General features: G+C 72.1%; 19 protein-coding genes. 9 read left to right on the forward strand and 10 right to left on the reverse strand.

Going from position 1 to position 23,130, the window contains the following annotated elements:
* Positions 1–8: 8 nt before the first annotated feature.
* The 4 genes from ACFYNU_RS37270 to rsmH form a co-directional block, all read right to left on the reverse strand.
* Complete coding sequence (locus ACFYNU_RS37270) at positions 9–1,664, reverse strand: UDP-N-acetylmuramoyl-L-alanyl-D-glutamate--2,6-diaminopimelate ligase (RefSeq protein WP_356592982.1); 1,656 nt, start codon at positions 1,662–1,664, stop codon at positions 9–11.
* A 184-nt stretch (positions 1,665–1,848) separates the two neighbouring features.
* Positions 1,849–3,891, reverse strand: coding sequence for a penicillin-binding protein 2 (locus ACFYNU_RS37275; RefSeq protein WP_356592984.1), 2,043 nt, complete (start codon positions 3,889–3,891; stop codon positions 1,849–1,851).
* A gap of 4 nt (positions 3,892–3,895) precedes the next feature.
* Positions 3,896–4,525 carry a septum formation initiator family protein gene (locus ACFYNU_RS37280; RefSeq protein ID WP_356592986.1) on the reverse strand — a complete coding sequence of 210 codons (630 nt, stop codon included), beginning with the start codon at positions 4,523–4,525 and terminating at the stop codon, positions 3,896–3,898.
* Positions 4,522–5,478, reverse strand: coding sequence for a 16S rRNA (cytosine(1402)-N(4))-methyltransferase RsmH (rsmH, locus tag ACFYNU_RS37285; RefSeq protein WP_356592988.1), 957 nt, complete (start codon positions 5,476–5,478; stop codon positions 4,522–4,524). Before rsmH ends, ACFYNU_RS37280 begins: the two co-directional genes overlap by 4 nt.
* Positions 5,479–5,912: 434 nt before the next feature.
* Between rsmH and ACFYNU_RS37290 the strand changes: the two genes are divergently transcribed.
* From ACFYNU_RS37290 to ACFYNU_RS37305, 4 genes are all read left to right on the forward strand, one after another.
* Positions 5,913–6,476, forward strand: coding sequence for a carbonic anhydrase (locus ACFYNU_RS37290; RefSeq protein WP_356592992.1), 564 nt, complete (start codon positions 5,913–5,915; stop codon positions 6,474–6,476).
* A 202-nt stretch (positions 6,477–6,678) separates the two neighbouring features.
* On the forward strand, positions 6,679–7,716 hold the full coding sequence (locus ACFYNU_RS37295; protein WP_356592994.1) for a MoxR family ATPase: 1,038 nt from the start codon (positions 6,679–6,681) through the stop codon (positions 7,714–7,716).
* The gene (locus tag ACFYNU_RS37300; protein WP_356592996.1) at positions 7,716–9,074 is read left to right on the forward strand and encodes a DUF58 domain-containing protein; all 1,359 of its coding nucleotides are present in this window, start codon (positions 7,716–7,718) and stop codon (positions 9,072–9,074) included. The genes ACFYNU_RS37295 and ACFYNU_RS37300 overlap by 1 nt, the downstream gene beginning before the upstream one ends.
* Positions 9,071–11,494: a transglutaminaseTgpA domain-containing protein gene (locus ACFYNU_RS37305; protein WP_356592998.1), complete on the forward strand. Its 2,424-nt coding sequence runs from the start codon at positions 9,071–9,073 to the stop codon at positions 11,492–11,494. Before ACFYNU_RS37300 ends, ACFYNU_RS37305 begins: the two co-directional genes overlap by 4 nt.
* A 255-nt stretch (positions 11,495–11,749) precedes the next feature.
* On the opposite strand, the gene ACFYNU_RS37310 is transcribed toward ACFYNU_RS37305, so the two are convergent.
* The 3 genes from ACFYNU_RS37310 to ACFYNU_RS37320 form a co-directional block, all read right to left on the reverse strand.
* Complete coding sequence (locus ACFYNU_RS37310; protein WP_356593000.1) at positions 11,750–12,145, reverse strand: DUF3040 domain-containing protein; 396 nt, start codon at positions 12,143–12,145, stop codon at positions 11,750–11,752.
* Positions 12,146–12,430: 285 nt separating this feature from the next.
* Positions 12,431–13,216 carry a methyltransferase gene (locus ACFYNU_RS37315; protein WP_356593001.1) on the reverse strand — a complete coding sequence of 262 codons (786 nt, stop codon included), beginning with the start codon at positions 13,214–13,216 and terminating at the stop codon, positions 12,431–12,433.
* Positions 13,217–13,309: 93 nt separating this feature from the next.
* Positions 13,310–13,852: an SAV_6107 family HEPN domain-containing protein gene (locus ACFYNU_RS37320; RefSeq protein ID WP_356593003.1), complete on the reverse strand. Its 543-nt coding sequence runs from the start codon at positions 13,850–13,852 to the stop codon at positions 13,310–13,312.
* 160 nt (positions 13,853–14,012) lie between these two features.
* Between ACFYNU_RS37320 and ACFYNU_RS37325 the strand changes: the two genes are divergently transcribed.
* From ACFYNU_RS37325 to ACFYNU_RS37345, 5 genes are all read left to right on the forward strand, one after another.
* Positions 14,013–14,819 (forward strand): ATP-binding cassette domain-containing protein, encoded by an 807-nt coding sequence (locus tag ACFYNU_RS37325; protein WP_356593005.1) that lies wholly within the window; start codon positions 14,013–14,015, stop codon positions 14,817–14,819.
* Positions 14,791–16,878 carry a YhgE/Pip domain-containing protein gene (locus ACFYNU_RS37330; protein ID WP_356593007.1) on the forward strand — a complete coding sequence of 696 codons (2,088 nt, stop codon included), beginning with the start codon at positions 14,791–14,793 and terminating at the stop codon, positions 16,876–16,878. Before ACFYNU_RS37325 ends, ACFYNU_RS37330 begins: the two co-directional genes overlap by 29 nt.
* Positions 16,879–16,934: 56 nt before the next feature.
* Positions 16,935–17,543, forward strand: coding sequence for a TetR/AcrR family transcriptional regulator (locus ACFYNU_RS37335; protein ID WP_356593009.1), 609 nt, complete (start codon positions 16,935–16,937; stop codon positions 17,541–17,543).
* Positions 17,544–17,916: 373 nt separating this feature from the next.
* Positions 17,917–18,522, forward strand: a complete 606-nt coding sequence (locus ACFYNU_RS37340) for a DUF4126 domain-containing protein (protein ID WP_356593011.1) — start codon at positions 17,917–17,919, stop codon at positions 18,520–18,522.
* Positions 18,523–18,623: 101 nt separating this feature from the next.
* On the forward strand, positions 18,624–20,162 hold the full coding sequence (locus ACFYNU_RS37345; RefSeq protein ID WP_356593013.1) for an NAD(P)/FAD-dependent oxidoreductase: 1,539 nt from the start codon (positions 18,624–18,626) through the stop codon (positions 20,160–20,162).
* A 96-nt stretch (positions 20,163–20,258) separates the two neighbouring features.
* Here ACFYNU_RS37345 and ACFYNU_RS37350 read toward each other — a convergent pair whose 3' ends face one another.
* From ACFYNU_RS37350 to thiE, 3 genes are all read right to left on the reverse strand, one after another.
* Positions 20,259–21,254, reverse strand: a complete 996-nt coding sequence (locus ACFYNU_RS37350) for a hypothetical protein (RefSeq protein WP_356593015.1) — start codon at positions 21,252–21,254, stop codon at positions 20,259–20,261.
* A gap of 51 nt (positions 21,255–21,305) precedes the next feature.
* Positions 21,306–22,223 carry a methylenetetrahydrofolate reductase [NAD(P)H] gene (metF, locus tag ACFYNU_RS37355; protein ID WP_356593017.1) on the reverse strand — a complete coding sequence of 306 codons (918 nt, stop codon included), beginning with the start codon at positions 22,221–22,223 and terminating at the stop codon, positions 21,306–21,308.
* Positions 22,224–22,317: 94 nt separating this feature from the next.
* Complete coding sequence (gene thiE, locus ACFYNU_RS37360) at positions 22,318–22,986, reverse strand: thiamine phosphate synthase (protein ID WP_356593019.1); 669 nt, start codon at positions 22,984–22,986, stop codon at positions 22,318–22,320.
* Positions 22,987–23,130 lie beyond the last annotated feature (144 nt).

Consider the following 23,130-nt stretch of genomic DNA (forward strand, 5'->3'; position numbering starts at 1 on the left):
CGGTTCCCTCATCCCTGACCGGGGCTCTCGGTCGCGCCGGTGTTCGCCGCCGGGCCGGTGGGCCCGGTCGGGGCGGTGTTCGTGGCCGGGTCGGTGGCCGCGGTCGCGTCGGTGGCCGCGGTCGAGTCCGTGTGCCCGGCCGTCCGGCGACAGGAGCGCTCGATGGCCTCGCGCAGCACCTGGCGGTCGTCGAAGGCGCGTACCACCCCGGCGATGTCCTGACCCTGTTCGTGGCCCTTGCCGGCGATCAGGACGGTGTCGCCCGCGCCCGCGCGGGAGACCACGGAGGCGATGGCCGCCGCCCGGTCGGCGTCGACCAGGACGTCGCCGCGCTCGTGGATGGGCACCTCGGCGGCGCCCGCGAGCATCGCGGCGAGGATGGCGAGCGGGTCCTCGGAGCGCGGGTTGTCCGAGGTCAGTACGGCGGTGTCGGCGAGCCGGGCGGCGGCGGCGCCCATCGAGGGGCGCTTGGACCGGTCGCGGTCGCCGCCGCAGCCCAGGACGACATGCACCTTGCCCCGGGTGACCTTGCGCAGGGAGCGCAGGACCGATTCGACGGCGTCCGTCTTGTGGGCGTAGTCGACGACGGCGAGATACGGCTGGCCGGCGTCGACGCGCTCCAGCCGGCCGGGGACGCCGGGGACGGCCGCGATGCCGTCGGCGGCGACCTGAGGGTCGATTCCGGCCACGGCGAGGGTGACGATGGCGGCCAGGGTGTTCGCGACGTTGAAGGGGCCCGGCAGCGGGGCCTCGGCGCGGATCCGCTCGCCCTTGGGGCTGACGACGGTCAGCGTGCTGCCCTGCGAGCCCACCTCGACGTTCTCCGCCCGCCAGTCGGCGTCGGGGTGGCCCTCGGCGGAGAAGGTGGTGATGGGCACGCCCGCCTCGTCGACGAGCCGGCGGCCGTACTCGTCGTCGAAGTTCACCACGCCGAGCCGGCTGCGCTCGGGGGTGAACAGCCGCGCCTTGGCCTGGAAGTAGTCCTCCATGCCGGAGTGGAACTCCATGTGCTCCGGGCTGAGGTTGTTGAAGACGGCGATGTCGAAGACACAGCCGTCGACCCGGCCGAGCACCAGTGCGTGGCTGGAAACCTCCATCGCGACGGAGTCGACGCCACGCTCGCGCATGACGGCGAGGAGCGCCTGGAGGTCGGTGGCCTCGGGGGTGGTGCGCTCGGACTTGATGCGTTCGTCGCCGATGCGCATCTCGACGGTGCCGATGAGCCCGGTGTGGTGTCCGGCGCCGCGCAGGCCGCCCTCCACGAGATACGCCGTGGTGGTCTTGCCCGAGGTGCCGGTGATGCCGATCTGGAGCAGGTCGGTGCCGGGGTGGCCGTAGATCTCGGCGGCCAGTTCACCCATGCTGCCCCGTGGGTCGGGTGTCACCAGGACCGGCAGTCCGGTCGCGGCGGCGCGTTCGGCGCCCGCCGGGTCGGTCAGGATCGCCGCCGCGCCGAGGTCGGCGGCCTGGGCGGCGAAGTCGGCGCCGTGGAAGCGGGCGCCGGGCAGGGCGGCGTACACGTCCCCGGGGCGTACCGCCCGTGAGTCGTGCGTGATGCCGGTCGCCGCTCCGTCGGCCGGGGGCTCGGCACCCAGCCGGGTGGCCAGGTCCACGAGTGAGGCCGGCCGGACATGGTTCGGGCGGGGCGCTCCGGGGTGATTCACGGGCGCGTCCTTTGTGGTGGTTCCGTACTGATCTGCGTGGGGCACGGCGGTGAGCGTACCGGGCTCAGCGGGCCGTGGGCCACGTGAGGGACGCCCGCTGCCGGGGCCGTCCGATGGGGTGACGGACGGGCCGTCCTGGTTCCCCGAGTCGGGGGTGATCGTTGTCACTGGGGTGTTCCCTGGGTCACTCGCCGGGCTTGAACTCGACCGGCAGCGGATCGGACTTCCTGCCGGTCGGTGGGACCTGGAGGCTCTTGAGAGCGAACTCCATGACCTCCTTGTAGATGGGGCCGCAGATCTGGCCGCCGAAGTAACTGCCCCTGGTCGGGTTCTGGATGGCGCAGTAGACGGTGATCTGCGGGTCGTCGGCGGGCGCGAAGCCCGCGAAGGACGCGGTGTAGCCCTTGTAGCGGCCGGTCTCGGGATCGACGCGGTTGGCCGTTCCCGTCTTGCCGGCGACGCGGTAGCCGGGGATCCGGGCCTTGGTGCCGGTGCCCGCCTCGTCGCCGACGACCGATTCGAGCATGGTCGAGAGCGTTTTCGCGGTCTTCTCGCTGACGACGCGCGTCTTCTTGGGGGCGGGCGCCGGGGTGAAGCGGCCGTCGGGGCCCTCGGTGCCGCGGACCAGGGTGGGCTCGATCCGTACGCCTCCGTTGGCGATGGTCGAGTAGACCGACGCCGCCTGCATGGCGTTGACCGACAGTCCCTGGCCGAAGGGGATCGTGAACTGCTGCGAGGTCGACCAGTCCTTCGGATCGGCCAGGATGCCCTGGGTCTCGCCGGGATAGTCGAGGCCCGTGGGGCTGCCGATGCCGAATTTACGCAGGTAGGAGTGGAGGACCTGGTTGGCCTGGGGCTGTGTCCTGCCGAGCTGTCCGGTGGCCAGGATGGTGCCGATGTTGCTGGACTTGGCGAGGACGCCGTTGAGCGTCAGATACCAGGTGGGGTGGTCGATGTCGTCCTTGAAGAGGCGGTCGCCGCGGTGCAGCCGGTTGGGCACGGTGACATGGGTGCCGGGGACGGCGGCCTCCTCCTCCAGGACGGCGGCCATGGACATGACCTTGCTGGTGGAGCCCGGTTCGAACGCGTCCTGGAGGGCGGCGTTGCCCATGCCGGTGCCGTCGGCCTGCGACAGGTCGTTGGGGTCGAAGCCGGGGGCGTTGGCCATGGCGAGCACTTCGCCCGTCCGGGTGTTCTGCACTATCACGTAGCCGCGGTCGGCCTTGGACTCGGTGACCTGGTCGGAGATGGCCCGCTGGGCGGCCCACTGGATGTCCCGGTCGATGGTCAGCTCGATGTCCGTGCCGGGGACGGCGGGGGTCTCCTTGGAGCCCGCCGTGGGGACGCGACGGCCGCCGGAGTGGGCGTAGGTGATCTCGCCGTCCTCGCCCGCCAGTTTCTTGTCGAGCATCGACTCCACGCCGCCGCCTCCGTGACCGGCGGCGTTGACGTATCCCAGTATCCCGGCGGCGAGGTCGCCGTTGGGGTACACGCGCTTGCTGCTGGGCTCCTGGAAGACTCCGGCGAGGACGCTGGCCGGCGCCTCGTCGCTCTTGCCGCCCTTGGCGACGTGCGCGGCGCGCGCCTTGTCCGCCTTCTCGGCGAGGACGGACTTCAGGTCGCTGATCTGGTTCCAGACCTGGGGGGTCTGACGGTGCGCGAGGACCGTGAAGCGGGACTTGGGGGCCGAGAGCTGTTTGGCGAGCGTCTCGGGCTTCTTGTCGAGGATCGGGGCGAGGAGCGCGGCGGCCCGCTGGGGGGCGTCGGCGACGTTGCTGTCCTCGGGGGTGAACATCTTGGGGTCGGCGGTGATGTCGTGTGCGTCGACGCTGGTCGCGAGAGCGACACCGGCGCGGTCGGTGATCTCGCCGCGCTCGGCGGCCAGGGTGACGCTCGTGAAGCGGTTCTTCTCCGCCTTGGCGGTGTACGCGCTCGCGTCGACCGCCTGGACCTGGAGCAGCCGGACGACGAAGACCAGCATGACGAGGGTCAGTCCGAGGCTGACCAGGCGGAGCCGGGGCCGGTGGTTGCCGAGCCGGATGCGCTGCGGGGCGCGGGCGCCGGAGCGCGGGCGGCCCTGGGCGGGGCGGCGCGGGCGTCCGGAGGGCCGTGGCGCGGGGCGCTGCGAGGAGCGCTCCCCGGCGCGCGGCTCGGGCCGGGAGCGGCCACCGCTCCCGGAGCGCGCGGGGCCGGGGACCCGGCGGCGCGGTGGTTGCTCGGGGGGCACTGCGTCACCTGCCGGGGGTCGTCGGGGTGGGTGTGCCGGATGTCGGTCCGGGCCGGGGCGCGGTGGAGGGCGTGCCGCGTGAGGCCGCCGTGGCGGAGGGGGTGGCGGGCGGCGCCGTCGTCGGTCCTCCTGAGGAGGGGGACGGGGCCGCCGGGGTGCCCGCGGGCGATGCCGACGGTGTCACGGACGGTGCGAGCGAGGCGGGCAGGCTCGGGGCGACGGGCGGGACCGCCTCCAGGGCGGACGGTGCGGCGTTCGGAAGGGCGCCGGCCTCGGACGGGACTCCGCTGATCCTGCCGTCCGGATTCAGGAAGGCGGGGCTGCCGCCGGGCACCATGCCCAGTTCGCGGGCCCGTCGCTGGAGCGCGTCGGGGGCGGAGAGGTTGTCCACGTCCTGCTGGAGTGCCTGCTGCTCGTCGGTCAGGTCGGTGGTCTGCTTCTTCAGCTCACTGAGCTTGAACGAGCCGGTGTTGAGTGAGGAGTTCAGCAGGAGCAGGGTGATCAGCCCGCCGCCGAGGAGGATGACGACCAGCAGGACGAAGGGCGTACGGGCCGCGGTGCTCGGCCCGGTCGTCGGCATCAGCCGGGCGAGCCGCGCGGCGCGCCCCCTCAACTGCCTGGCCGGTCCGCTCACCGCACGTCCTCCCGGATCCGCTCGGCGCCGCGCAGCCGGGCGGGGGCGGCCCGCCGGTTCTCGGCGACCTCGTCCTCGGTGGGCAGTTCGGCGCCGCGCGTCAGGAGTTTGAGCCTCGGCTGGTACTGCTCGGGCACGACGGGCAGGCCGGGCGGCGCGGTGTTGGCGGCGCCGGCCGCGAAGACCTGCTTGACCAGGCGGTCTTCGAGGGAGTGGTAGGCGAGTACGGCGATACGGCCGCCGACGGCGAGGGACGCCACGGCGGCCGGGATCGCCGCCTCCACCGAGGCCAGTTCGCCGTTGACCTCGATGCGCAGGGCCTGGAAGGTGCGCTTGGCGGGGTTGCCGCCGGTGCGCTTGGCGGCCTGCGGCAGCGCGTCACGGATCAGTTCGACCAGCCGGGCGCTGTTGGTGAAGGGCTCGACGGCGCGTTCCCTGACGATCGCCGAGACGATGCGCTTGGCCTGCTTCTCCTCGCCGTACGCCCGCAGGATCCGCACCAGTTCGCCCGGCGGGTAGGTGTTGAGGACCTCGGCGGCGCTCGTCCCGGCCGACTGGTCCATGCGCATGTCGAGGGGGGCGTCCTGGGCGTACGCGAACCCCCGCTCCGCCTCGTCGAGTTGCATGGACGAGACGCCGAGGTCGAACAGGACTCCCTGGACGCGTGGGATGTTCAGCCGGTCGAGCACGTCGGGGAGTTCGTCGTAGACGGCGTGCACGAGGGTGGCGCGGTCGCCGAAGGGGGCCAGCCGTTCGCCGGAGAGCCGCAGCGCCTCCTTGTCCCGGTCGAGCGCGACCAGCCGCGCGGCGGGGAAGGTGCTCAGCAGCGCCTCGCTGTGGCCGCCGAGACCGAGGGTGCAGTCGACGACGACGGCGCCCGGTTCGGCGAGGGCGGGGGCGAGCAGACGGAGGCAACGGTCGAGCATCACCGGAACGTGCCGGGTGGCGGTCATACCCGGGCCTCGCGGGTGGTTCGCTGGCTGCGCTCGCTCATGCGCCCTCTCAGGTCCGGCGTGGATGTCACGTACCGCCGAGCGTGAGGATGCCGAGCCGCACGTACGCCGCACACGCGGGGGAATTCGGGGAGTGTTCCGGTAAGTGATTCGGGATGTCCGTGAACTTCGCGTCACTTTAGTCCACAGGTCCCCTCGGTCAATCAACCGGTCAGCGCGTCGCCCGGCGGGCTGCGGGCGGACCGCCGGCGCGGATCCTGTGAAGATCTCGACGGGGGCGACCACACGATCACGCGCAAGCGAGAACGGCGTCCACCAGGCTTTCGCCCGGCGAGCTTCACCCGTGTGGCTTACCTCACATGGGGCCTCGTTGACGATGTTTGTCCTGTCGCACAGCGCACTCCCGGGGCGGGCGACCATTACCGTCTACAGGTATGTCGACTTCCGCGCATCTTCCCGCCGAGTCCGCCCAGGCCCCCGCCGGTGCGGCCCGCTCCGACGGTACGGTCACCGATCGACTCGTGGACGCCAACCGGCGCTACGCCGACGACTTCAACGACCCGGGGATGGACGCCCGCCCCGTGCTGCGCGTCGCCGTGGTCGCCTGCATGGACGCCCGCCTCGACCTGCACGACGCGCTGGGCCTGGACCTCGGTGACTGTCATACGATCCGCAACGCGGGCGGTGTCGTCACCGACGACGTCATCCGCTCACTCACCATCAGCCAGCGGGCGCTCCAGACCCGCAGTGTCGTACTCATCCATCACACCGGCTGTGGCCTGGAATCCCTCACCGAGGACTTCAGGCACGAACTGGAAATGGAGGTCGGGCAGCGTCCGTCCTGGGCCGTCGAGTCGTTCAGCGACGTGGACCAGGACGTGCGGCAGTCGATGCAGCGGGTGCGGACCTCACCGTTCCTCCCGCACACCGACGACGTACGCGGTTTCGTCTTCGACGTGTCGACCGGCCTGCTGCGGGAAATCGACCCGACGGGCTGACCGTCGCGGCACGAGAATCACGGCAACTCCGGCAATTCCCACCCACTTATCCACAGGCGAGTGACACGAAGCGGTAACGGCTACAAGAATGCGTGAGTGAGCGCGGCGTTCCGGAACCTTCCGGACGCGGCGTCCGTATTTCGGGGTGGGCCGGGCCGTTGAGAAGAGCCTCGGCCCGTATGAACGGGCCGAGGAGGGCCGGGTGACGACCTATGACGATCGAGCGAGCCTCACAGATCTGACCACCACAGCGGAGCGTGTGCGCGCATCGGTGGAGGGTGTGATCGAGGGCAAGCCTGAGGTCGTACGGCTTTCGCTGACAGTGCTGCTCGCCGAGGGACATCTGCTCATCGAAGATGTCCCCGGCGTCGGCAAGACGATGCTGGCGAAGACGCTTGCACGCTCCATCGACTGCTCGGTGCGGCGTATCCAGTTCACGCCCGACCTGTTGCCCTCGGACATCACCGGGGTCTCCATCTACGACCAGCAGCGGCGTGACTTCGAGTTCAAGCCGGGAGCGATCTTCGCGCAGATCGTGATCGGCGACGAGATCAACCGCGCGTCCCCCAAGACCCAGTCGGCGCTGCTGGAATCGATGGAGGAGCGGCAGGTCACCATCGACGGGCAGACGTACGAACTGCCCAGCCCCTTCATGGTGGTGGCGACGCAGAACCCGGTCGAGATGGAGGGCACCTATCCGCTGCCCGAGGCACAGCGCGACCGCTTCATGGCCAGGGTGTCCATCGGATATCCCAGTGCGGAGGCCGAGTTGGAGATGCTGGACGTGCACGGCGGGATCTCGCCGCTGGACGACCTCCAGCCGGTGGCCCACGCGCACGACATCGTGAAGCTGATCGACGCGGTGCGCAATGTGCATGTGGCCGACTCCGTACGGCGTTACGCGGTGGAGCTGGTCGGGTCCACCCGTAATCACCCGGATCTCAGACTGGGCGCCTCACCGCGCGCGACGCTGCATCTGCTGCGCGCGGCGAAGGCGTCCGCCGCCCTGAGCGGCCGGGAGTACGCGCTGCCGGACGACGTGCAGGCGCTGGCGGTCCCGGTGCTCGCGCACCGGCTGCTGCCGACCGCGCAGGCACAGCTCAACCGCCGGACCGCCGAGCAGGTGGTGCAGGAGATCCTCCAGCGTGTCCCGGTGCCGACGGCCGACGGCGGCCGGCAGGCTCCGGTGGCCGCCGCACCGCTCTACGACCGGCAGCAGCCGGGCGTCCGGCGGCTGTGATGGAGCCCGGCGCAGCCTCCTCGGGCACCGAGGACAAGGGCGGGCTGCGGGCGGCGCTGGGCGGCCTCACCACGCGCGGCCGGTCCTTCTTCGCCGCGGGCGTCGCGGCGGCGGTCTGCGCCTATGTCCTCGGTCAGTCGGATCTGCTCCGGGTGGGCATGCTCCTGGCCGTCCTGCCGCTGGTCTGTGTGGGCGCGCTCTACCGCACGCGCTACCGGGTCGCGGGCAGCAGGCGGCTCTCGCCGTCCCGGGTGCCGGCGGGCACCGAGGCCCGCGTCCATCTGCGGATGGACAACGTGTCGCGGCTGCCCACCGGTCTGCTGATGCTCCAGGACCATGTGCCGTACGTGCTGGGGCCGCGTCCCCGGTTCGTCCTGGACCGGGTGGAGGCGGGCGGGCGCCGCGAGGTCTCCTACCGGGTGCGCTCGGACCTGCGCGGGCGCTATCCGCTCGGACCGCTCCAGCTGCGGCTGAGCGACCCGTTCGGGATGTGCGAGCTGACGCGGTCCTTCAGCGCCCAGGACACCCTGACCGTCATCCCGCGCACCGAGCCGCTGCCACCGGTCCGGCTGGCGGGGGCGACGTCGGGGTACGGCGACGGGCGGCAGCGCTCGCTGTCGCTGGCCGGTGAGGACGACGTCATCCCGCGCGGTTACCGGCACGGCGACGATCTGCGCCGGGTGCACTGGCGCTCCACGGCGCGCTACGGCGAGCTGATGGTGCGCCGCGAGGAGCAGCCGCAGCGGGCCAGATGCACGGTGCTGCTGGACACCCGGCGGCTCGCCTATCAGGGCGCCGGCCCCGACTCGGCCTTCGAGTGGGCGGTGTCGGGCGCGGCGTCCGCGCTGGTGCACATGTTGGAACGGGGCTTCGCGGTAAGGCTGTTGACGGACAGCGGAACTTCCGTGCCCGGTGAGGGCGCGGACGGATTCGCCGGTTCGACACAGGAGTCCGCCGACGCGGCCGGACTGATGATGGACACGCTCGCCGTCGTGGACCACTCCGACGGAGCGGGCCTGTCGCGCGCGTACGACGTGCTGCGCGGCGGGACCGAGGGGCTGCTGATCGCCTTCTTCGGTGATCTCGACGAGGAGCAGACGGCCGTCGCCGGCCGGATGCGGCACCGCAGCGGCGCCGCGGTGGCCTTCGTCCTGGACAGCTCCGGCTGGCTCCAGGACGGCGGCGTACCGCCGGCCGGGTTCCAGGAGCGGCTGCGGCAGCTGCGCGAGTCCGGCTGGACCGCCCTGGCGGTGCCGGCCGGGGCCGCGCTCCCCGATCTGTGGCAGCAGGCGGCACGACAGCGCACCGAGTCGGGTGCGGCACAGGGCTCGGCGGGCTTCACCGGAGGTTGGTCATGAGCGGTCGGGCGAGGCTGGCGCTGTGCGCGTTCGCCGCCACGCTGATGTCGGCGGGGGCGCTGCTGCCGCTGGTCAAGGACAAGGGCTGGTTCGCCCAGGCGGCGTTCATGCTGGCGGTCCTGGTCGGGGTGGGCGCGCTCGGCCGGCGGGTGCCGCTGGCCAGGACGCTGACCGTGGCGATCCAGACGGTCGTCGGGCTGCTGATGCTCACGGTGGTGTTCGCATCCGAGTACGCCGTGGCCGGGCTGCTGCCCGGTCCTGAGGTCTTCGTCCGCTTCGGCGAGTTGCTGAACGCGGGCGGCGAGGACGTCGGGCGGTACGCGATCCCGGCGCCGACGAGCGACGGCATCAGACTGATGCTGGTCGGCGGTGTGCTGGTGATCGGTCTCGCCGTGGACGTGCTCGCCGTGACGTTCCGCAGCGCGGCGCCGGCCGGACTGCCGCTGCTCGCGCTGTACTCGGTCGCCGCCGGTCTCTCCGGCGGCGACGCCTCCTGGCTGTGGTTCCTGCTCGCGGCCGGCGGTTATCTGCTGTTGCTGCTGGCCGAGGGCCGGGACCGGCTCTCGCAGTGGGGCCGGGTCTTCGGTGGTGCTCCGCGCGCGCCGGGCCGTACGGCCGCCGGGATGGAGACCGGGGGCGCGGCCTCGGCCCCGATCCGTACGGGGCACCGTATCGGTGTCATGGCGCTGGGAATAGCGCTCGTCGTGCCTGCCGCGCTGCCGTCGCTGAACGGCGGGCTGCTGGGCGGTACGGGGGCCGGGGCGGGTTCCGGCCTCGGCGGTGGCACGATCTCCGCCGTCAATCCGCTGGTGTCGCTCCAGGACAACCTCAACCAGCCCGAGGACCGGGAGGCGTTGAGGTATCAGACGAACGCGGAGACCACCCAGGACCTGTACTTGCGCATCATGGCCCTGGACGACTTCGACGGGACGTCGTGGCGGTTCTCCCAGCGCAGCGTCGAGGACGTGCCGGACAGGCTTCCCGGCCCGCCCGGTCTGAGCGGCGATGTCAGCACCACCGAGATCAGGACGAGCATCTCGGCCGCCGGTTGGTACCGGCAGAACTACCTTCCGATGCCCTATCCGGCGTCCGAGGTGGACATCGAGGGGCGCTGGCGTTTCGAACCGAGCGGCCGGACCCTGGTCGGCGACCGGGGCGAGACGACGCAGGGCGCGCGGTACCAGGTCAGCAGTCTGCTGGTGGAGCCGACGCGTGAGCAGCTCGCGGCGGCGCCGCGGCCCGCGGCCTCACTGGTGCGGGAGTACACGAAGGTGCCGGAGGGTCTGCCCGACGTGGTGGAGACCACCGCCCGCGAGGTGACCGAGGGCGCGGCCAACGACTACGAGAAGGCGGTCCGGCTCCAGGACTGGTTCGCCGTGGACGGCGGCTTCACCTACGACACGACCGTCACCTCCGGCACGGGTGTCACGGCCATCACCCGGTTCCTCAGGGACAAGCAGGGCTTCTGCGTCCACTTCTCGTTCTCGATGGCGGCGATGGCCCGCACGCTGGGTATCCCGGCGCGGGTGGCGGTGGGCTTCACCCCGGGCACACCGCAGTCGGACGGCTCGATGTCCGTGGGGCTCCGGGACGCGCACGCGTGGCCCGAGCTGTACTTCGAGGGTGTCGGCTGGACCCGTTTCGAGCCGACGCCGAGCCGGGGCAGCGCACCGGACTACACCATCCCGGAGGCTCCCTCGGGCGACGCGAGCGATCCGGCCCAGCCCGAGGCCAGCACGTCCTCCGAGCCGAACGCGTCGCCGTCGGCCTCGGACTCCTGCCCGCCCCAGGCGGCCAGGATCGGCGACTGCGGGACGACCGCGCCGGCGGGGGCGGCGCCTCCGACGGACTCGGGGACATCGGCGGGGACGATCGCCGGCATCACACTGGGCGTTCTGGCCGTGCTGCTGGTGCCGCTCCTGCCGCTGCTGTGGCGGACCCGGGTCCGGGCGCGGCGGCTCGGTTCCGGAGGCCGTACGGACGCCGATGCCACGGCCCGGGTGCTGGGCGCCTGGCGGGAGATCATCGACACGGCCTGGGACCACGGCATCCGGCCCGACGATTCGCAGACCCCGCGCAGGACGGCGGCCCGGATCGTGCGGCTGGGGGGGCTGGAGGGCGAGGCCGCCGACGGCGTGCACCGGCTGGCGCGCGCGGTGGAGCAGGTGCTGTACGCGCCGGAGCCACGGCCCGTCACGGGTCTCGCCGACGATGTCCGGCGGGTACGGGTGGGCCTGGGCGAGTCGGTGTCCCGCTGGACCCGGCAGCGCGCGCTTCTCCTGCCGCGCTCCTCCATTCGGGTGATGTGGGCGCTGTCCGAGCGCTGGGCCGCGGTCATGGACCGCTGGGGCGTGCACCGGCTGGAGCTGGGCCGCCGGTGGGCTGCGCTGATCCGCAGGCCGTCCCGGCAGCGGGGCTGAGCGCACGGGGCCGGCAACGGTCCGGGGGCGGGGGTGGACGGGCGGCTTTCGGGCCCGTCCACCCCCGCCCCCGCCGTATGTCCGGGCGGTCCGGGCGGGTCCGGGACGTACGGGCACAGGCGGGCACGGAGACGGAGCCGGAGACACAGGTGAGGGGCGAACGCTTCAAGCGTTCGCCCCTCATCTGTACCGGCCGTGTTCCTGGCCGGCCGCACCACTTCAAGCTTGGGAGCCTGTGGGCCGTAGTACTACGCGCTACTGACCCTGCTCGTCACGGCGGCGCTGCCACCGCTGCTCGATCCGGTTCATGAACGAGCGGCGCTGCCGAGGTTGTCGGCGGTCGGCCGTGGCCTCACCGGATGCCTGTTGCTCACCCGGTTTCGGGGCCTTGCGCCAGCCGGTGACCGCGAGAACCGCGCAGCCCAGCATGACGAGGAAACCCACCACGCCGATCCAGATCTGCTTCGCGACCATACCGGTCATGAGGAGCGCGATACCCACCAGAAAGCCAGCGACCGCCTGGTAGACCCGTCGCCGGGTGTACGTACGCAGCCCAGTTCCCTCAAGCGCTGTCGCGAACTTGGGATCTTCGGCGTACAGCGCTCGCTCCATTTGCTCGAGCATTCGCTGCTCGTGCTCCGAGAGCGGCACGGAGTCCTCCTAGTCGTCGGTCGCGGGGGGCGACCGGTATGCGGCCCCTTCAGGATAGGCAGGGAATCGCCCCCGTGATACCCGCCCTCTACGCCATTTCGCCAATCCGGGCCGCCATGCCGACTCGGCCGTTGAGGCGTTGATTCCCCAACCGTCGACCCGTCATGCCGGAAGGCGTACCCCGATCATACGGCGCCGAACGCGTTGCCGGGGGGCCTGTGGCGCACTCCATGCACAGCTGCGTTGCTGATCAGCCCGTCGATCAGTGCCCGGGACCGTTCACTGTCAGGCCCGCTTCTCGCCCAGGACGTGCAGCTGGCTCGCGACCGAGTGGAAGGACGGCAGTTCCGCGGCGACCGCCTCCAGCTTCAGAAGGGCCTCCAGCGCACCCGGCTGAGTGTCCACCAGAACACCTGGAACCAGGTCGGAGAAGACCCGTACGCCGTGGACCGCGCCCACGTCGACACCGGCCTTGTCGACCAGCTCGGTGAGCAGTTCGACGGTGAACCGCCTCGGCACCGGGTCGCCTTCGCCCCAGCGGCCGGCGACGTCCGTGAGCGCCTGCCGGGCCTCGGTGAAGTGCCCCGCGAGCGCCCTGGCGAGGACGGCGCCGCCGAGACCGGCCGCGAGGAGGCTGAGCGCACCGGAGGGGCGCAGCGCCTCGACCGCGTTGCGGACTCCCTCAGCGGGGTCGTCGACGTACTCCAGGACACCGTGGCAGAGCACCGCGTCGTACCCGCCCCGCTCCACCACGTCGAACAGGCCGTGGATGTCGCCCTGGACGCCGTTGACGCGGTCGGCGACGCCCGCCTCGGCGGCCCGGCGCTCCAGCGCGAACAGCGCGTTGGGGCTCGGGTCGACGACGGTCACCCGATGGCCGAGGCGGGCGACGGGCACGGCGAAGTTGCCCGTGCCGCCGCCGGTGTCGAGCACGTCGAGCCCCGCCGTACCCACGGCGGCTGCCCGGGTGTCGAGGGCGCGCTTGAGCACCTCCCACACCACCGCGGTGCGCAGGGAGCTACGGGGGCGCGACGGCGTCTCTCCACCGAAGGCAGGGGAAGGGTCCGACACGGCAGTTGACTCCTCGGCGCGGTGCCGCCCCTGGTCGCGGGGCGTGGACGGTGCAGGTACCGCACAGCCTATTGCCTCCGTCGGCCGTCCCCGTCACCCAGCGGCGCCGCCCTCCTCCGGCCCTTCGGTCCTGGGCTGGGGCAGCACCGGTTCGAGCACGAGCAGCCGCTCCACGAGGCGCAGGAACATGGCCACGTCGCGCAGCAGGTCGTCGGCGTCGCGGCTGCTCGCCGCGCCCTGTATGCCCGCCTCGGCCCGTGCCCTGCGGGTGGCTCCGGACGCGAACAGCGCGCTCCATTCCGACAGCTCGGGCACGATCTCGGGCAGCACCTCCCAGGCGCTCCTTATCCGCTTGCGGCGCGGGCTCGTCGCGGGCTCGGGCCGGCCCCGGGCGGCGAGCACGGCCGCGGCGGTGCGCAGGGCGGCCAGATGCGCCGTGGCGTAGCGCTCGTTGGGTGTTTCGAGAGTGGCGGCCTCGTCCAGCCCGGAACGGGCCTTGGCGAGCAGATCGAGGGCGGCGGGCGGCGCGGTCGCGCGCCTCAGGACGGGGTGGACATCGGTCGCGGCGCCGGTCAGTGAGGGGGCAGGGCCGCCTGTGCTTCGCCGGCGTGCGGCTGCGGCGTAGGAACTGGCCATGACGAACCTCCTGGTCGTCTCTGTGACGGCTCTGTGGCCGTATGTGTCCATCGTGGGGCACACCACTGACAATCTGCCCTGACCTGCGCTTTTGCCTCGCACGTCGGTTCGGAGTAGCTTTTGCACTGACTGGTCAGTGCAGAAGCTCTGGGGAGGGCGTATGAGAGCCGGGCCGATCGACGGGGCGGCCGTCGTCACCGAGGGGCTGGGGCTGAAGGGGCCGCGCGGCTGGGTCTTCCGGGATGTCCACCTCGACGTGCCACCCGGCGGGATCCTCGCCGTGGAGGGCGCGTCCGGTACGGGCCGCACCTGCCTCCTGCTCACGCTCACCGGACGGATGCGGCCCACCGCCGGACACGCGGAGATCGGCGGCCTGCCGGTACCGCGTTCGATGGCCGCCGTGCGCCGCGTCAGCGCGCTGGGCCCCGTGGCCGGCGTCAGCGAGCTGGACCCGGCTCTCACCGTCGCCGAGCACCTGCGTGAACGGGCCCTGCTCCGGCGTAGGTTCGGCACCTCCTTGGGAGGCTCGCTCCGTGCGGCGCTACGGCCCCGAGCCGAGCGGGCCGCCGAGGCACTAGGGCGTACGGACGACGCGCTGGCGGCCGTACGGCTCGACCTGGCGGACCTGCCCAAGGGCGGTCGCACCGCCGTACGGGACCTGGAACGGCTGGAGGCGCTGCGCCTCTCCGTGGCCCTGGCGCTCCTCGGCCGGCCGCGGCTGCTCGCCGTCGACGATCTCGACCTCAAGCTCTCCGACACCGAACGGGCCGTCGCCTGGGACCTGTTGAGGTCCGTCGCGGCCGGCGGCACGACCGTCGTCGCCGTCTGCGGCCAGGCCCCCGCGGACATCACCACCGTCCGCCCGGCCGGCGCCGCCGACAAGGACGACGCCGCACAGGACACAGACGCCGACCAGGACGATGAGGAGGGGACGGCCGATGCGTTCGCCGAGACTGGCCGCGCTTGAATTGAAGCGGTTCGGCAGGGGGCGGCTCCCGCGCGCCGCGCTCGTCGCGATCACCCTGCTGCCCCTGCTCTACGGCGCGCTGTACCTGTGGTCCTTCTGGGACCCGTACGGCAGGCTCGACCGCATCCCCGTCGCGCTGGTCAACGACGACAAGGGCGCCACCGCCTCCGGCGAGAAAGTCGCCGCCGGGGACGACATCACCCGCGGCCTCCGTGAGAGCGAGGTCTTCGACTGGCACGAGGTGAGCGGCGAACAGGCCCGTGCGGGCGTGGCGGACGGCACGTACTACCTGTCGCTGACCATGCCCGCCGACTTCAGCCGGCGGATCGCCTCCAGTTCCGGCGACGCCCCCGAGACGTCCGCGCTCCAGGTCCGGACGAACGACGCCAACAACTACATCGTCGGCCAGCTCTCCCGGACCGTTTTCAGCGAGGTGCGGACGGCGGCGTCGACCAAGGCCTCGCGCTCGTTCCTCGACCGGATCTTCATCTCCTTCTCCGGCATCCACGACGCGACGGAGAAGGCGGCCAAGGGCGCCGACAAGCTCAAGGGCGGCGTCAGCACGGCCAAGGAGGGCTCCGAGGACCTCGCGGCCGGTCTGAAGGACGCCAAGGCGGGCAGCGGCGAGCTGGCGGGCGGCGTCAAGAAGCTCGACAAGGGCGCGGGAGAGCTGGCGAAGGGCTCGCGGCAGGTCTCGGCCGGCACCCAGGCGCTCGCCGACAAGGTCAACGGGGCGGCGGGGAGCGTCAGCCCGTATCTGAAGGACAACGGCGAGACGATCGCCGACACGGCCCGTCTGGTCGCCGACTCCTCCGGGGCGATGCGCGGCAACCTCGACACCCTGGTGAAGGGCGCGCCGCTCGCCGCGACGGCCGCCCACGAGGCGTCCACCGATCTGGCGGACATCTACCGGACCCGCTGCGAGGAGAGCGACGAACCCGACCCGGCCGCCTGCCCGCCGCTGGAGCGCGCCGCCACGGCGGCGGCGGACGCGGCCGAGGTCGCCGACGACGTCAACGCCCTCGTCAAGGACAACAGCGGCGATCTGAAGAAGCTCGACGGGCGCCTCGCGAAGCTCCAGGAGCAGGCGGACGCCCTCGCGAAGCGGGCCCCTCACCTGAAGGACGACCTCAAAACGGCCGTCTCCAAGATCAACCAGCTCAACTCCGGTGCGAAGAAGGTCGCCAAGGGCGCCGGCGAGCTGCACACCGGACTCACCACCGCCAAGCGGGGCTCCACCGATCTGGACGCCGGGGTGAAGAAGCTCGGAGCGGGAGCGACCAGCCTGGACGGCGGTCTCTTCAAGCTCGCCGACGGCTCCGCCGACCTCGCCGCCGGTCTGGGCGACGGCGTCGGCAAGATCCCGGACTACGGGAAGAACGACCGCGACCTCCGTACGGAGGTGATGGCCGACCCTGTCCAGCTCGCCTCCCGTGCCACCCACGAGGCGCCCAACTACGGCACCGGTTTCGCCCCTTACTTCATCCCGCTCTCCCTGTGGGTGGGCGCGATGGTGGCGTACATGCTGATCCAGCCGCTCAACAGGCGCGCTCTCGCCGCCGGTTCCGCCGCGTGGCGGATCGCCGTCGCGGGCTGGCTCCCCGTGGTGGGCATCGGCCTGATCCAGGTCGGCGCGCTGATGTCCGTACTGCACTGGGGACTCGGCCTCCAGATGACCCGTGCCGCCGGCACGGTCGGCTTCCTGGCCCTGGTCACCTGCTGCTTCGCGGCGATCGTGCAGTGGCTGAACGCACGCTTCGGGGCGGCGGGGCGCATCCTCGTCCTCGCGGTGCTGATGCTCCAGCTGACCTCGGCGGGCGGCACCTACCCCGTGCAGACCAGCCCCGGCTTCTTCAACGCCGTCCACCCCTTCCTGCCGATGAGTTACGTGGTGGAGTCGCTGCGCGTCCTCATCACGGGCGGCGGGCTCGGGCCGGTCCGGCAGGGCTGCGCCGTGCTCACGGCGTTCACGGCGGGCGCGCTGGCGCTTACGGCCCTCTCCGCGCGCCGTAAGCAGGTGTGGACGGTGGACCGGCTCCATCCCGAGTTGAGCCTGTGAGTCGGATTGCGCCTGTGCGTCGGACGCGTACGCCAACACCTGTGAGAATCGGGCCCATGGACAGGAGCAGCACCCGCCGGCAGGCCACCCGACAGAAGCTCTACGAGGCCGCGGTGACGCTCATCGCCGAACAGGGCTTCTCGGCGACGACCGTGGACGAGATCGCCGAGCGCGCCGGAGTCGCGAAAGGCACGGTCTACTACAACTTCAAGAGCAAGACCGAGCTGTTCGAGGAGCTTCTGCGGCACGGTGTCGGCCTGCTGACCGCCTCCCTCCAGGCCGCGGCCGACGACACGGCGAAGCGCGACGGGACCAGCGTGCAGGCGCTGGACGCCATGATCCGGGCGGGGCTCGCCTTCATCGACCGCTATCCGGCCTTCACCCAGCTGTACGTGGCCGAACTCTGGCGCACGAACCGCGCGTGGCAGTCCACGCTGCTGGTGGTGCGTCAACAGGCCGTCGCCGTCGTGGAGAAGGTGCTCCAGGAGGGGATCGACGGGGGTGAGCTGAGCCGCGAGATCGACATTCCGCTGACGGCCGCCGCGCTGGTGGGGATGGTCTTGGTGGCGGCGCTGGACTGGCAGGCGTTCCAGCCGGAGCGGTCGATCGACGACGTGCACTCGGCGCTGTCGCTGCTGCTGCACGGCCGGGTCAGCGGCGGCTGACAGCACGCCCCGCGGCGGCACAGGGAAATGCGCCGCTCCGACCGGGCTTCCTCACTCCAGGCCCGGCCGGAGCGGCGCACGGCCCACCCCGTAAGCCCTGTCCGGCGGATCTTCGTGAGCCCCGGGACTCCGCACGCCCCGGGCTGCTCCACGAAGATCCACCGGACAGGACCCAGCGGTCGGGGTGCCACGCCGCTCCGCCGCCCCGTGCCGGCGGTTTCGGCGTCGCGCCCCTCCCGTGCCCCTCACTCTTCCGTCTCCGCAGGTGAGGGCCCATCCGCGTCTCTACTCATCTCACGTACTGAGTACGGATACTCAGAGCCCCGTTCCGGAGCTCACCCGTCCGGCCCACACCCTGGCTACGCTCTCATCCGTGTCCGTACTCCCCCTTGTCTTCACCAGCGGCTGGGCCAGCGGCATCAACGCCTATGCGGTGATCCTGCTGTTCGGCGTCTTCGGCGCGACCGGGCTGACCGACGAGGTCCCCGAGTCGCTTCAGCGCACCGACGTGCTGGTCGTCGTCGGTGTGCTCTTCGTGTGCGAGGCGGTGGCGGACAAGATCCCGTACGTCGACTCGATCTGGGACACCGCGCACACGGTGATCAGACCGGTGTCGGGCGCGGTGGTCGCGGCGCTGCTCGCCGGGCAGAGCGGTTCGCTCCCGGAGATCGCGGCGGGCGCGGTCGGCGGCTCGACCGCCCTGATGAGCCATCTGGTGAAGGCCGGCACGAGGATGGCGGTCAACACCTCCCCGGAGCCCTTCAGCAACATCGCCGTGAGCACCGCGGAGGACCTGGGCGTCGCCGGGATCATCACCTTCGCGATCTTCCACCCGCTCGCCGCCGCGATCGTCGCGGGCGGTCTCCTGCTGCTCGGCATCGTGATCATCCTCTTCCTGGCCTCGAAGATCCGGAACTTCCGTCGGCGCAAGGCGGAGAGACGGGCGCGGCGGCGGGTCGCCGCGACCTGGCCCGACTGACGGGGCGGGCGCGGGGGCGGGGGCGGGGCAGGAGCAGGGGCGGGGCGACCGGGCCTCCCCGGGCGCCGCGGCGGGAAAACCGGCCGCTAAGGTCCACTTCCATGGCACGAATTGCGGTGATCGGCGCCGGGATGGGCGCGATGGCGGCGGCTGCCCGGCTGGCGGTGGCGGGGCACCGGGTGACGGTGTACGAGCGCTCGGCGACATACGGCGGCGCCGTCGGCCGGTTCGAGCGCGACGGGTTCGCGTACGACACCGGGCCCGCGCTGCTGCATCTGCCCGCCGTCTACCGGGATTTGTTCGTCAAGACCGGCAGGAAACCGCTCGAGGAGTGCGTGCGGATGACCCAGGTCGACCCGGCGAGCAGGCATGTCTTCCCGGACGGCACCGCCGTGTCCCTGCCGAACGCGTCGCGCGCCGGTGTCGTCGCGGCCCTGGACGCCGCACTCGGCGCGGGCGCGGGCGAGCGGTGGGGCGACTTCCTCGGCCGGGCGCGGGACGCCTGGGACCGGTCGAGGCGCCCTCTGTTGGAGGAGCCGCTGCGCGCGGACTGGCAGGTGCTGGGACGCGATCCGTATCCCGCCGTCCGGCAGCGGCGGTTGCTGCGCGGGCCCCGGCTGGCGGGCACCGTCGCCGAGGTGGGGGCGTGGGAGCTGGGCGATGCCCGGCTCGCCGCGCTGTTCGAGGGGTACGCCCTGTCGTACGGGCTCGATCCCCGGCGCACTCCGGCGGGCGCCGCGCTGCTGCCGTACATGGAGCAGACCTTCGGCAGCTGGTACGTACGGGGCGGGATGCGGGCGCTGGCGCACGCGGTGTACGAGCGGTGCCTGGAGCGCCGGGTGGAGTTCGTCTTCCACGCCGACGTGGTCCGGATCGTGGAGAAGGACGGACGCGCGGCCGGTGTCGAGCTGTCGCCCGGACCGTCCGTCGGCGCCTCCACGGTCGTCGATGCGGACCATGTGGTGGCGGGCACCGCGCCGGCCGCCCTGGTGGGCGAGGAGCTGTGGCGGGACGACGACGTACGGCCCAGGGGCGGTGGCGCGGGGGTCGGCGCGCCGTCGGTGCCCGGCAGGTTCACGGTGCTGCTGGCCCTGCGTGGCGGCAGGCCGGACGGTACGGCGCACCGTACGGTGATCCACTCCCCCGGCCGCGGTGACGAGGCCGCCGCCGTGTTCGCGGGGCGGACGGCGGAGCGGCCCACGGTCACGGTGCTGCGGCCCGACGATCCGACGACGCGTCCGGACGACGGGCACGAGGCGGTCACCGTCACGGCGACCGTCGCGCCGAACGGTCCGGTGGACTGGACGGACGCCGGGCTGCGGGAGCGGTACGCCGATGTGCTGGTGGAGGTGGCCGGCGCGGCCGTGCCCGATCTGCGGGAGCGGCTGCGCTGGCGTGAGATCCGTACGCCGGCCGACACGGCGGCCAGGACCGGGGCGCTGGGCGGTTCGGTGCCCGCGCCGTCGCTGGCGGGCGCCGAAGGACGGCTGCTGCGCCCGGCGAACACCACCCGGCTGCCCGGTCTGTATCTCGTCGGCGGCGAGGCGCATCCCGGCGGTGGGCTGGCGCACGCGGGGATGTCCGGAGCGCTCGTCGCCGGGCTGATCGTCGAGGGGGCGGACTTCCGCGGCTCCCGCTGAACTCCCGAAGATGTCGCGGGAGTTGAGCGGTCGTCAGGAATGGCCGTCGGGAACAGCCGTTGGGAACGATCGTTCAGAAGTGGCCGTCAGGAACGGTCAGTAGCGGTAGCGCTGCTCGTCGTGGTTGGGGTCGTAGCCGTACTGACCCGGCTCCTGCTGCGGCATCGGCGGGATGTTCTCGCCCTCGCGCTGCTGCGGGACCCAGACCCCGCCGGGCGGCGTGTCCGCGCCGTACGCCTGCTGGCCGCCGGGGGCGCCGGTCTGCGCGTTCGGGTCGCCGTAGGGGTCGCCGTACGGGTCCGCGTAGCTCTGCCGGCCGCCGTAACTGTCGTCGTACGAGCCGTAGGACTCGCCGCCGGTGGTCGCGCCGCTGTACGGGTCGGTGTACGCGGCGTACTGCTGCTGGTCCGTGCCGTAGTCGTACGACCCGCTCTGGCCGTTCTGCCCGGCGTACGCGTCCTGTTGGCCCCCGTACACGTCCTGACTCTGGCTCGCGTAGGGGTCCCCGGCGCCGTAGCCGTCGGTCGCCGCGTACCCGTCCTGGCCGGAGGTCGCGGCGTACCCGGCGTACGGGTCGTAGTTGCCGTACTGGGTCGCCTGGTAGGCGGCGTCGCTGTACACGCCGTACTGCCCGGTCTCGTCGGGCATCGGCTCCGGCTCGTAGACGGACGCGGCGTACGGGGGCTCGTCGGGGACGGGTCCGGCTGAACCGGCGGGACCCTCGGGGCCTTCCGGACCGGCGGAGACCGGCTGGTACTCCAAGTCCGAGACTTCCAGGCTCGGTTCGCGTGTCCCGGCCTCACCGCCGCCCGCCCTGCGGCGCCGGCTCGCCCCCGGGCTGCCGCCGATCGCCCAGCCGGTGGAGAAGCCGCGCCGGAACGACAGCGTCACATACGTCTGGCCGACCGCGAACGCGATCGCGCCGACCGCGATGACCGGGACGGAGGCGAGCAGGACACCCAGCACCACGCCGACGAAACCCGTGAAGGCGAGAAGTCGCCAACGGAGTCGCGCCTTGTACTGGAGCAGTACTTCCCCCAGCAGCCACAGCGCGACGACGCCGAACGCGATGTAGAGGACCGTCCAGCCCATGCCCGCCCCTCTCCTGCGGTCACCGCCCCGGGGCGGGGCGGGTACGACCGGTCAGGACTGCTCGTGCAGTCCGAGATTCTCGTAAATTTCGAGCGTCGCCGTGGAGTTGTTGAGTGTAATGAAGTGGAGTCCGGGGACACCCTCCGCGCGCAGCGTCGCGCAGAACTCCGTCGCGTACTCGATACCGATGGAGCGTACAGCGGCGGGATCGTCCTTGACGGAGAGGATCCGCTCTTTCAGCGCCGGTGGCAGAACGGCGTTGCTGAGCTGCGAGAAGCGCTCAAGCTGCCGGACGTTCGTGATCGGCATGATCTCCGGGATGATCGGCGTGTCACAGCCGGCGGCCGACACCTTGTCGCGCAGCCGCAGATAGTCGTCGGGATCGAAGAACATCTGGGTGATCGCGTAGTCGGCGCCCGCGCGGCACTTGGCCACGAAGTGCCGGATGTCGCTCTCCCAGTCGGTGGAGCGCGGATGCATCTCGGGGAAGGCCGCGACGCCGACGCAGAAGTCGCCGGATTCCTTGATCAGCCGGACGAGGTCGGCCGCGTACTCCACGCCCTCGGGGTGCTTGACCCACTCGCCCCTCGGGTCGCCGGGCGGATCCCCGCGCACGGCGAGGATGTTCCTGATCCCCGCGTCCGCGTACTGACCGATCATGTTGCGCAGCTCGGCGACCGAGTGGTCCACGGCGGTGAGGTGGGCGACCGGGACGAGCGTGGTGTCGGCGGCGATGCGCTGGGTCGCCTTGACCGTGCCGGCGCGGGTGGAGCCGCCCGCGCCGTAGGTCACCGAGACGAAGTTCGGGGCGACGGCCTCGATGCGGCGCAGCGCGTTCCAGAGGTTCCGTTCGCCCTTCTCCGTCTTGGGCGCCCAGAATTCGAACGAATACGACAACTTGCCGGTCGCCAGCAGATCACGCACCGTACGGGCGTGATCCGTCCTGATCGAAGCTGCACCGAGGGCCATACCGAAAGGTTATCGAGGGTGCGGCGATCACCCAACCAGAGCAGGGAACTTTGTCTGTTTCACACCATCCCTGCCCATCCTTGGTGCCGTGCGGTCAGGCGATCCGGTCGCGTACGCGCTTCGCGAGGCCGGCCGCCGCCATGGCCGGATCGTCCGCCTCCGTCAGGGCCCGTACGACCACGACCCGGCGGGCCCCGGCGTCCAGCACCTCGTCGAGATTGCCCGCGTCGATGCCGCCGATCGCGAACCACGGGCGCCGGGTGGCCAGCGACGCGGCATACCGCACGAGGCCGAGGCCCGGCGCGGACCGGCCCGGCTTGGTGGGAGTGGGCCAGCAGGGTCCCGTGCAGAAGTAGTCCACGCCGGGCTCGCCGGCCGCCGCCATCGCCTCGGCCTCGGAGTGGGTGGAGCGGCCGATCAGCAGGTCCGTACCGAGGATGGCGCGGGCGGCGGAGACGGGCAGATCGCCCTGGCCCAGATGCAGCACGTCGGCGCCGATGGCGTGCGCCACGTCGGCCCGGTCGTTAACGGCGAGCAGCTTGCCGTGGCGACGGCAGGCGTCGGCGAAGACCTGGAGGTGGTCCAGCTCCTCGGCCGCCTCCATGCCCTTGTCACGCAGCTGCACGATGTCCACACCGGAGGTGAGGACGGCGTCCAGGAACTCGGGGAGATCCCCCTGCCGCTTCCGGGCGTCCGTGCACAGATAGAGCCGGGCGTCGGACAGCCGGTCGAGTGCGCTGGGCGCACCGGGCGCTGCGGGCATGCGGGTCTCCCCCGTCGGATCGAGAGCGGTATCTGCCGGATCAGGGTGCTGGGACGGTTGTGGGGGGGGGGGGGGGGGCCCGCCCCCCCCCCCCCCCGGGGGGGGGGGGGCGCCCCCGCCCCCGCCCCCCCCCCCCGCGGCGCC

The organism is Streptomyces sp. NPDC006643 (genome assembly GCF_042870175.1).
GTDB lineage: Bacteria > Actinomycetota > Actinomycetes > Streptomycetales > Streptomycetaceae > Streptomyces.

Excerpts from the sequence above, each read along its gene's own strand:
- metF (WP_356593017.1), bottom strand. The coding sequence starts at position 22,223 with ATGGCCCTCGGTGCAGCTTCGATCAGGACGGATCACGCCCGTACGGTG.
- ACFYNU_RS37290 (WP_356592992.1), top strand. The coding sequence starts at position 5,913 with ATGTCGACTTCCGCGCATCTTCCCGCCGAGTCCGCCCAGGCCCCCGCC.
- ACFYNU_RS37305 (WP_356592998.1), top strand. The coding sequence starts at position 9,071 with ATGAGCGGTCGGGCGAGGCTGGCGCTGTGCGCGTTCGCCGCCACGCTG.
- ACFYNU_RS37330 (WP_356593007.1), top strand. The coding sequence starts at position 14,791 with ATGCGTTCGCCGAGACTGGCCGCGCTTGAATTGAAGCGGTTCGGCAGG.
- rsmH (WP_356592988.1), bottom strand. The coding sequence starts at position 5,478 with ATGACCGCCACCCGGCACGTTCCGGTGATGCTCGACCGTTGCCTCCGT.
- ACFYNU_RS37335 (WP_356593009.1), top strand. The coding sequence starts at position 16,935 with ATGGACAGGAGCAGCACCCGCCGGCAGGCCACCCGACAGAAGCTCTAC.
- ACFYNU_RS37345 (WP_356593013.1), top strand. The coding sequence starts at position 18,624 with ATGGCACGAATTGCGGTGATCGGCGCCGGGATGGGCGCGATGGCGGCG.
- thiE (WP_356593019.1), bottom strand. The coding sequence starts at position 22,986 with ATGCCCGCAGCGCCCGGTGCGCCCAGCGCACTCGACCGGCTGTCCGAC.
- ACFYNU_RS37325 (WP_356593005.1), top strand. The coding sequence starts at position 14,013 with ATGAGAGCCGGGCCGATCGACGGGGCGGCCGTCGTCACCGAGGGGCTG.
- ACFYNU_RS37320 (WP_356593003.1), bottom strand. The coding sequence starts at position 13,852 with ATGGCCAGTTCCTACGCCGCAGCCGCACGCCGGCGAAGCACAGGCGGC.
- ACFYNU_RS37350 (WP_356593015.1), bottom strand. The coding sequence starts at position 21,254 with ATGGGCTGGACGGTCCTCTACATCGCGTTCGGCGTCGTCGCGCTGTGG.
- ACFYNU_RS37300 (WP_356592996.1), top strand. The coding sequence starts at position 7,716 with ATGGAGCCCGGCGCAGCCTCCTCGGGCACCGAGGACAAGGGCGGGCTG.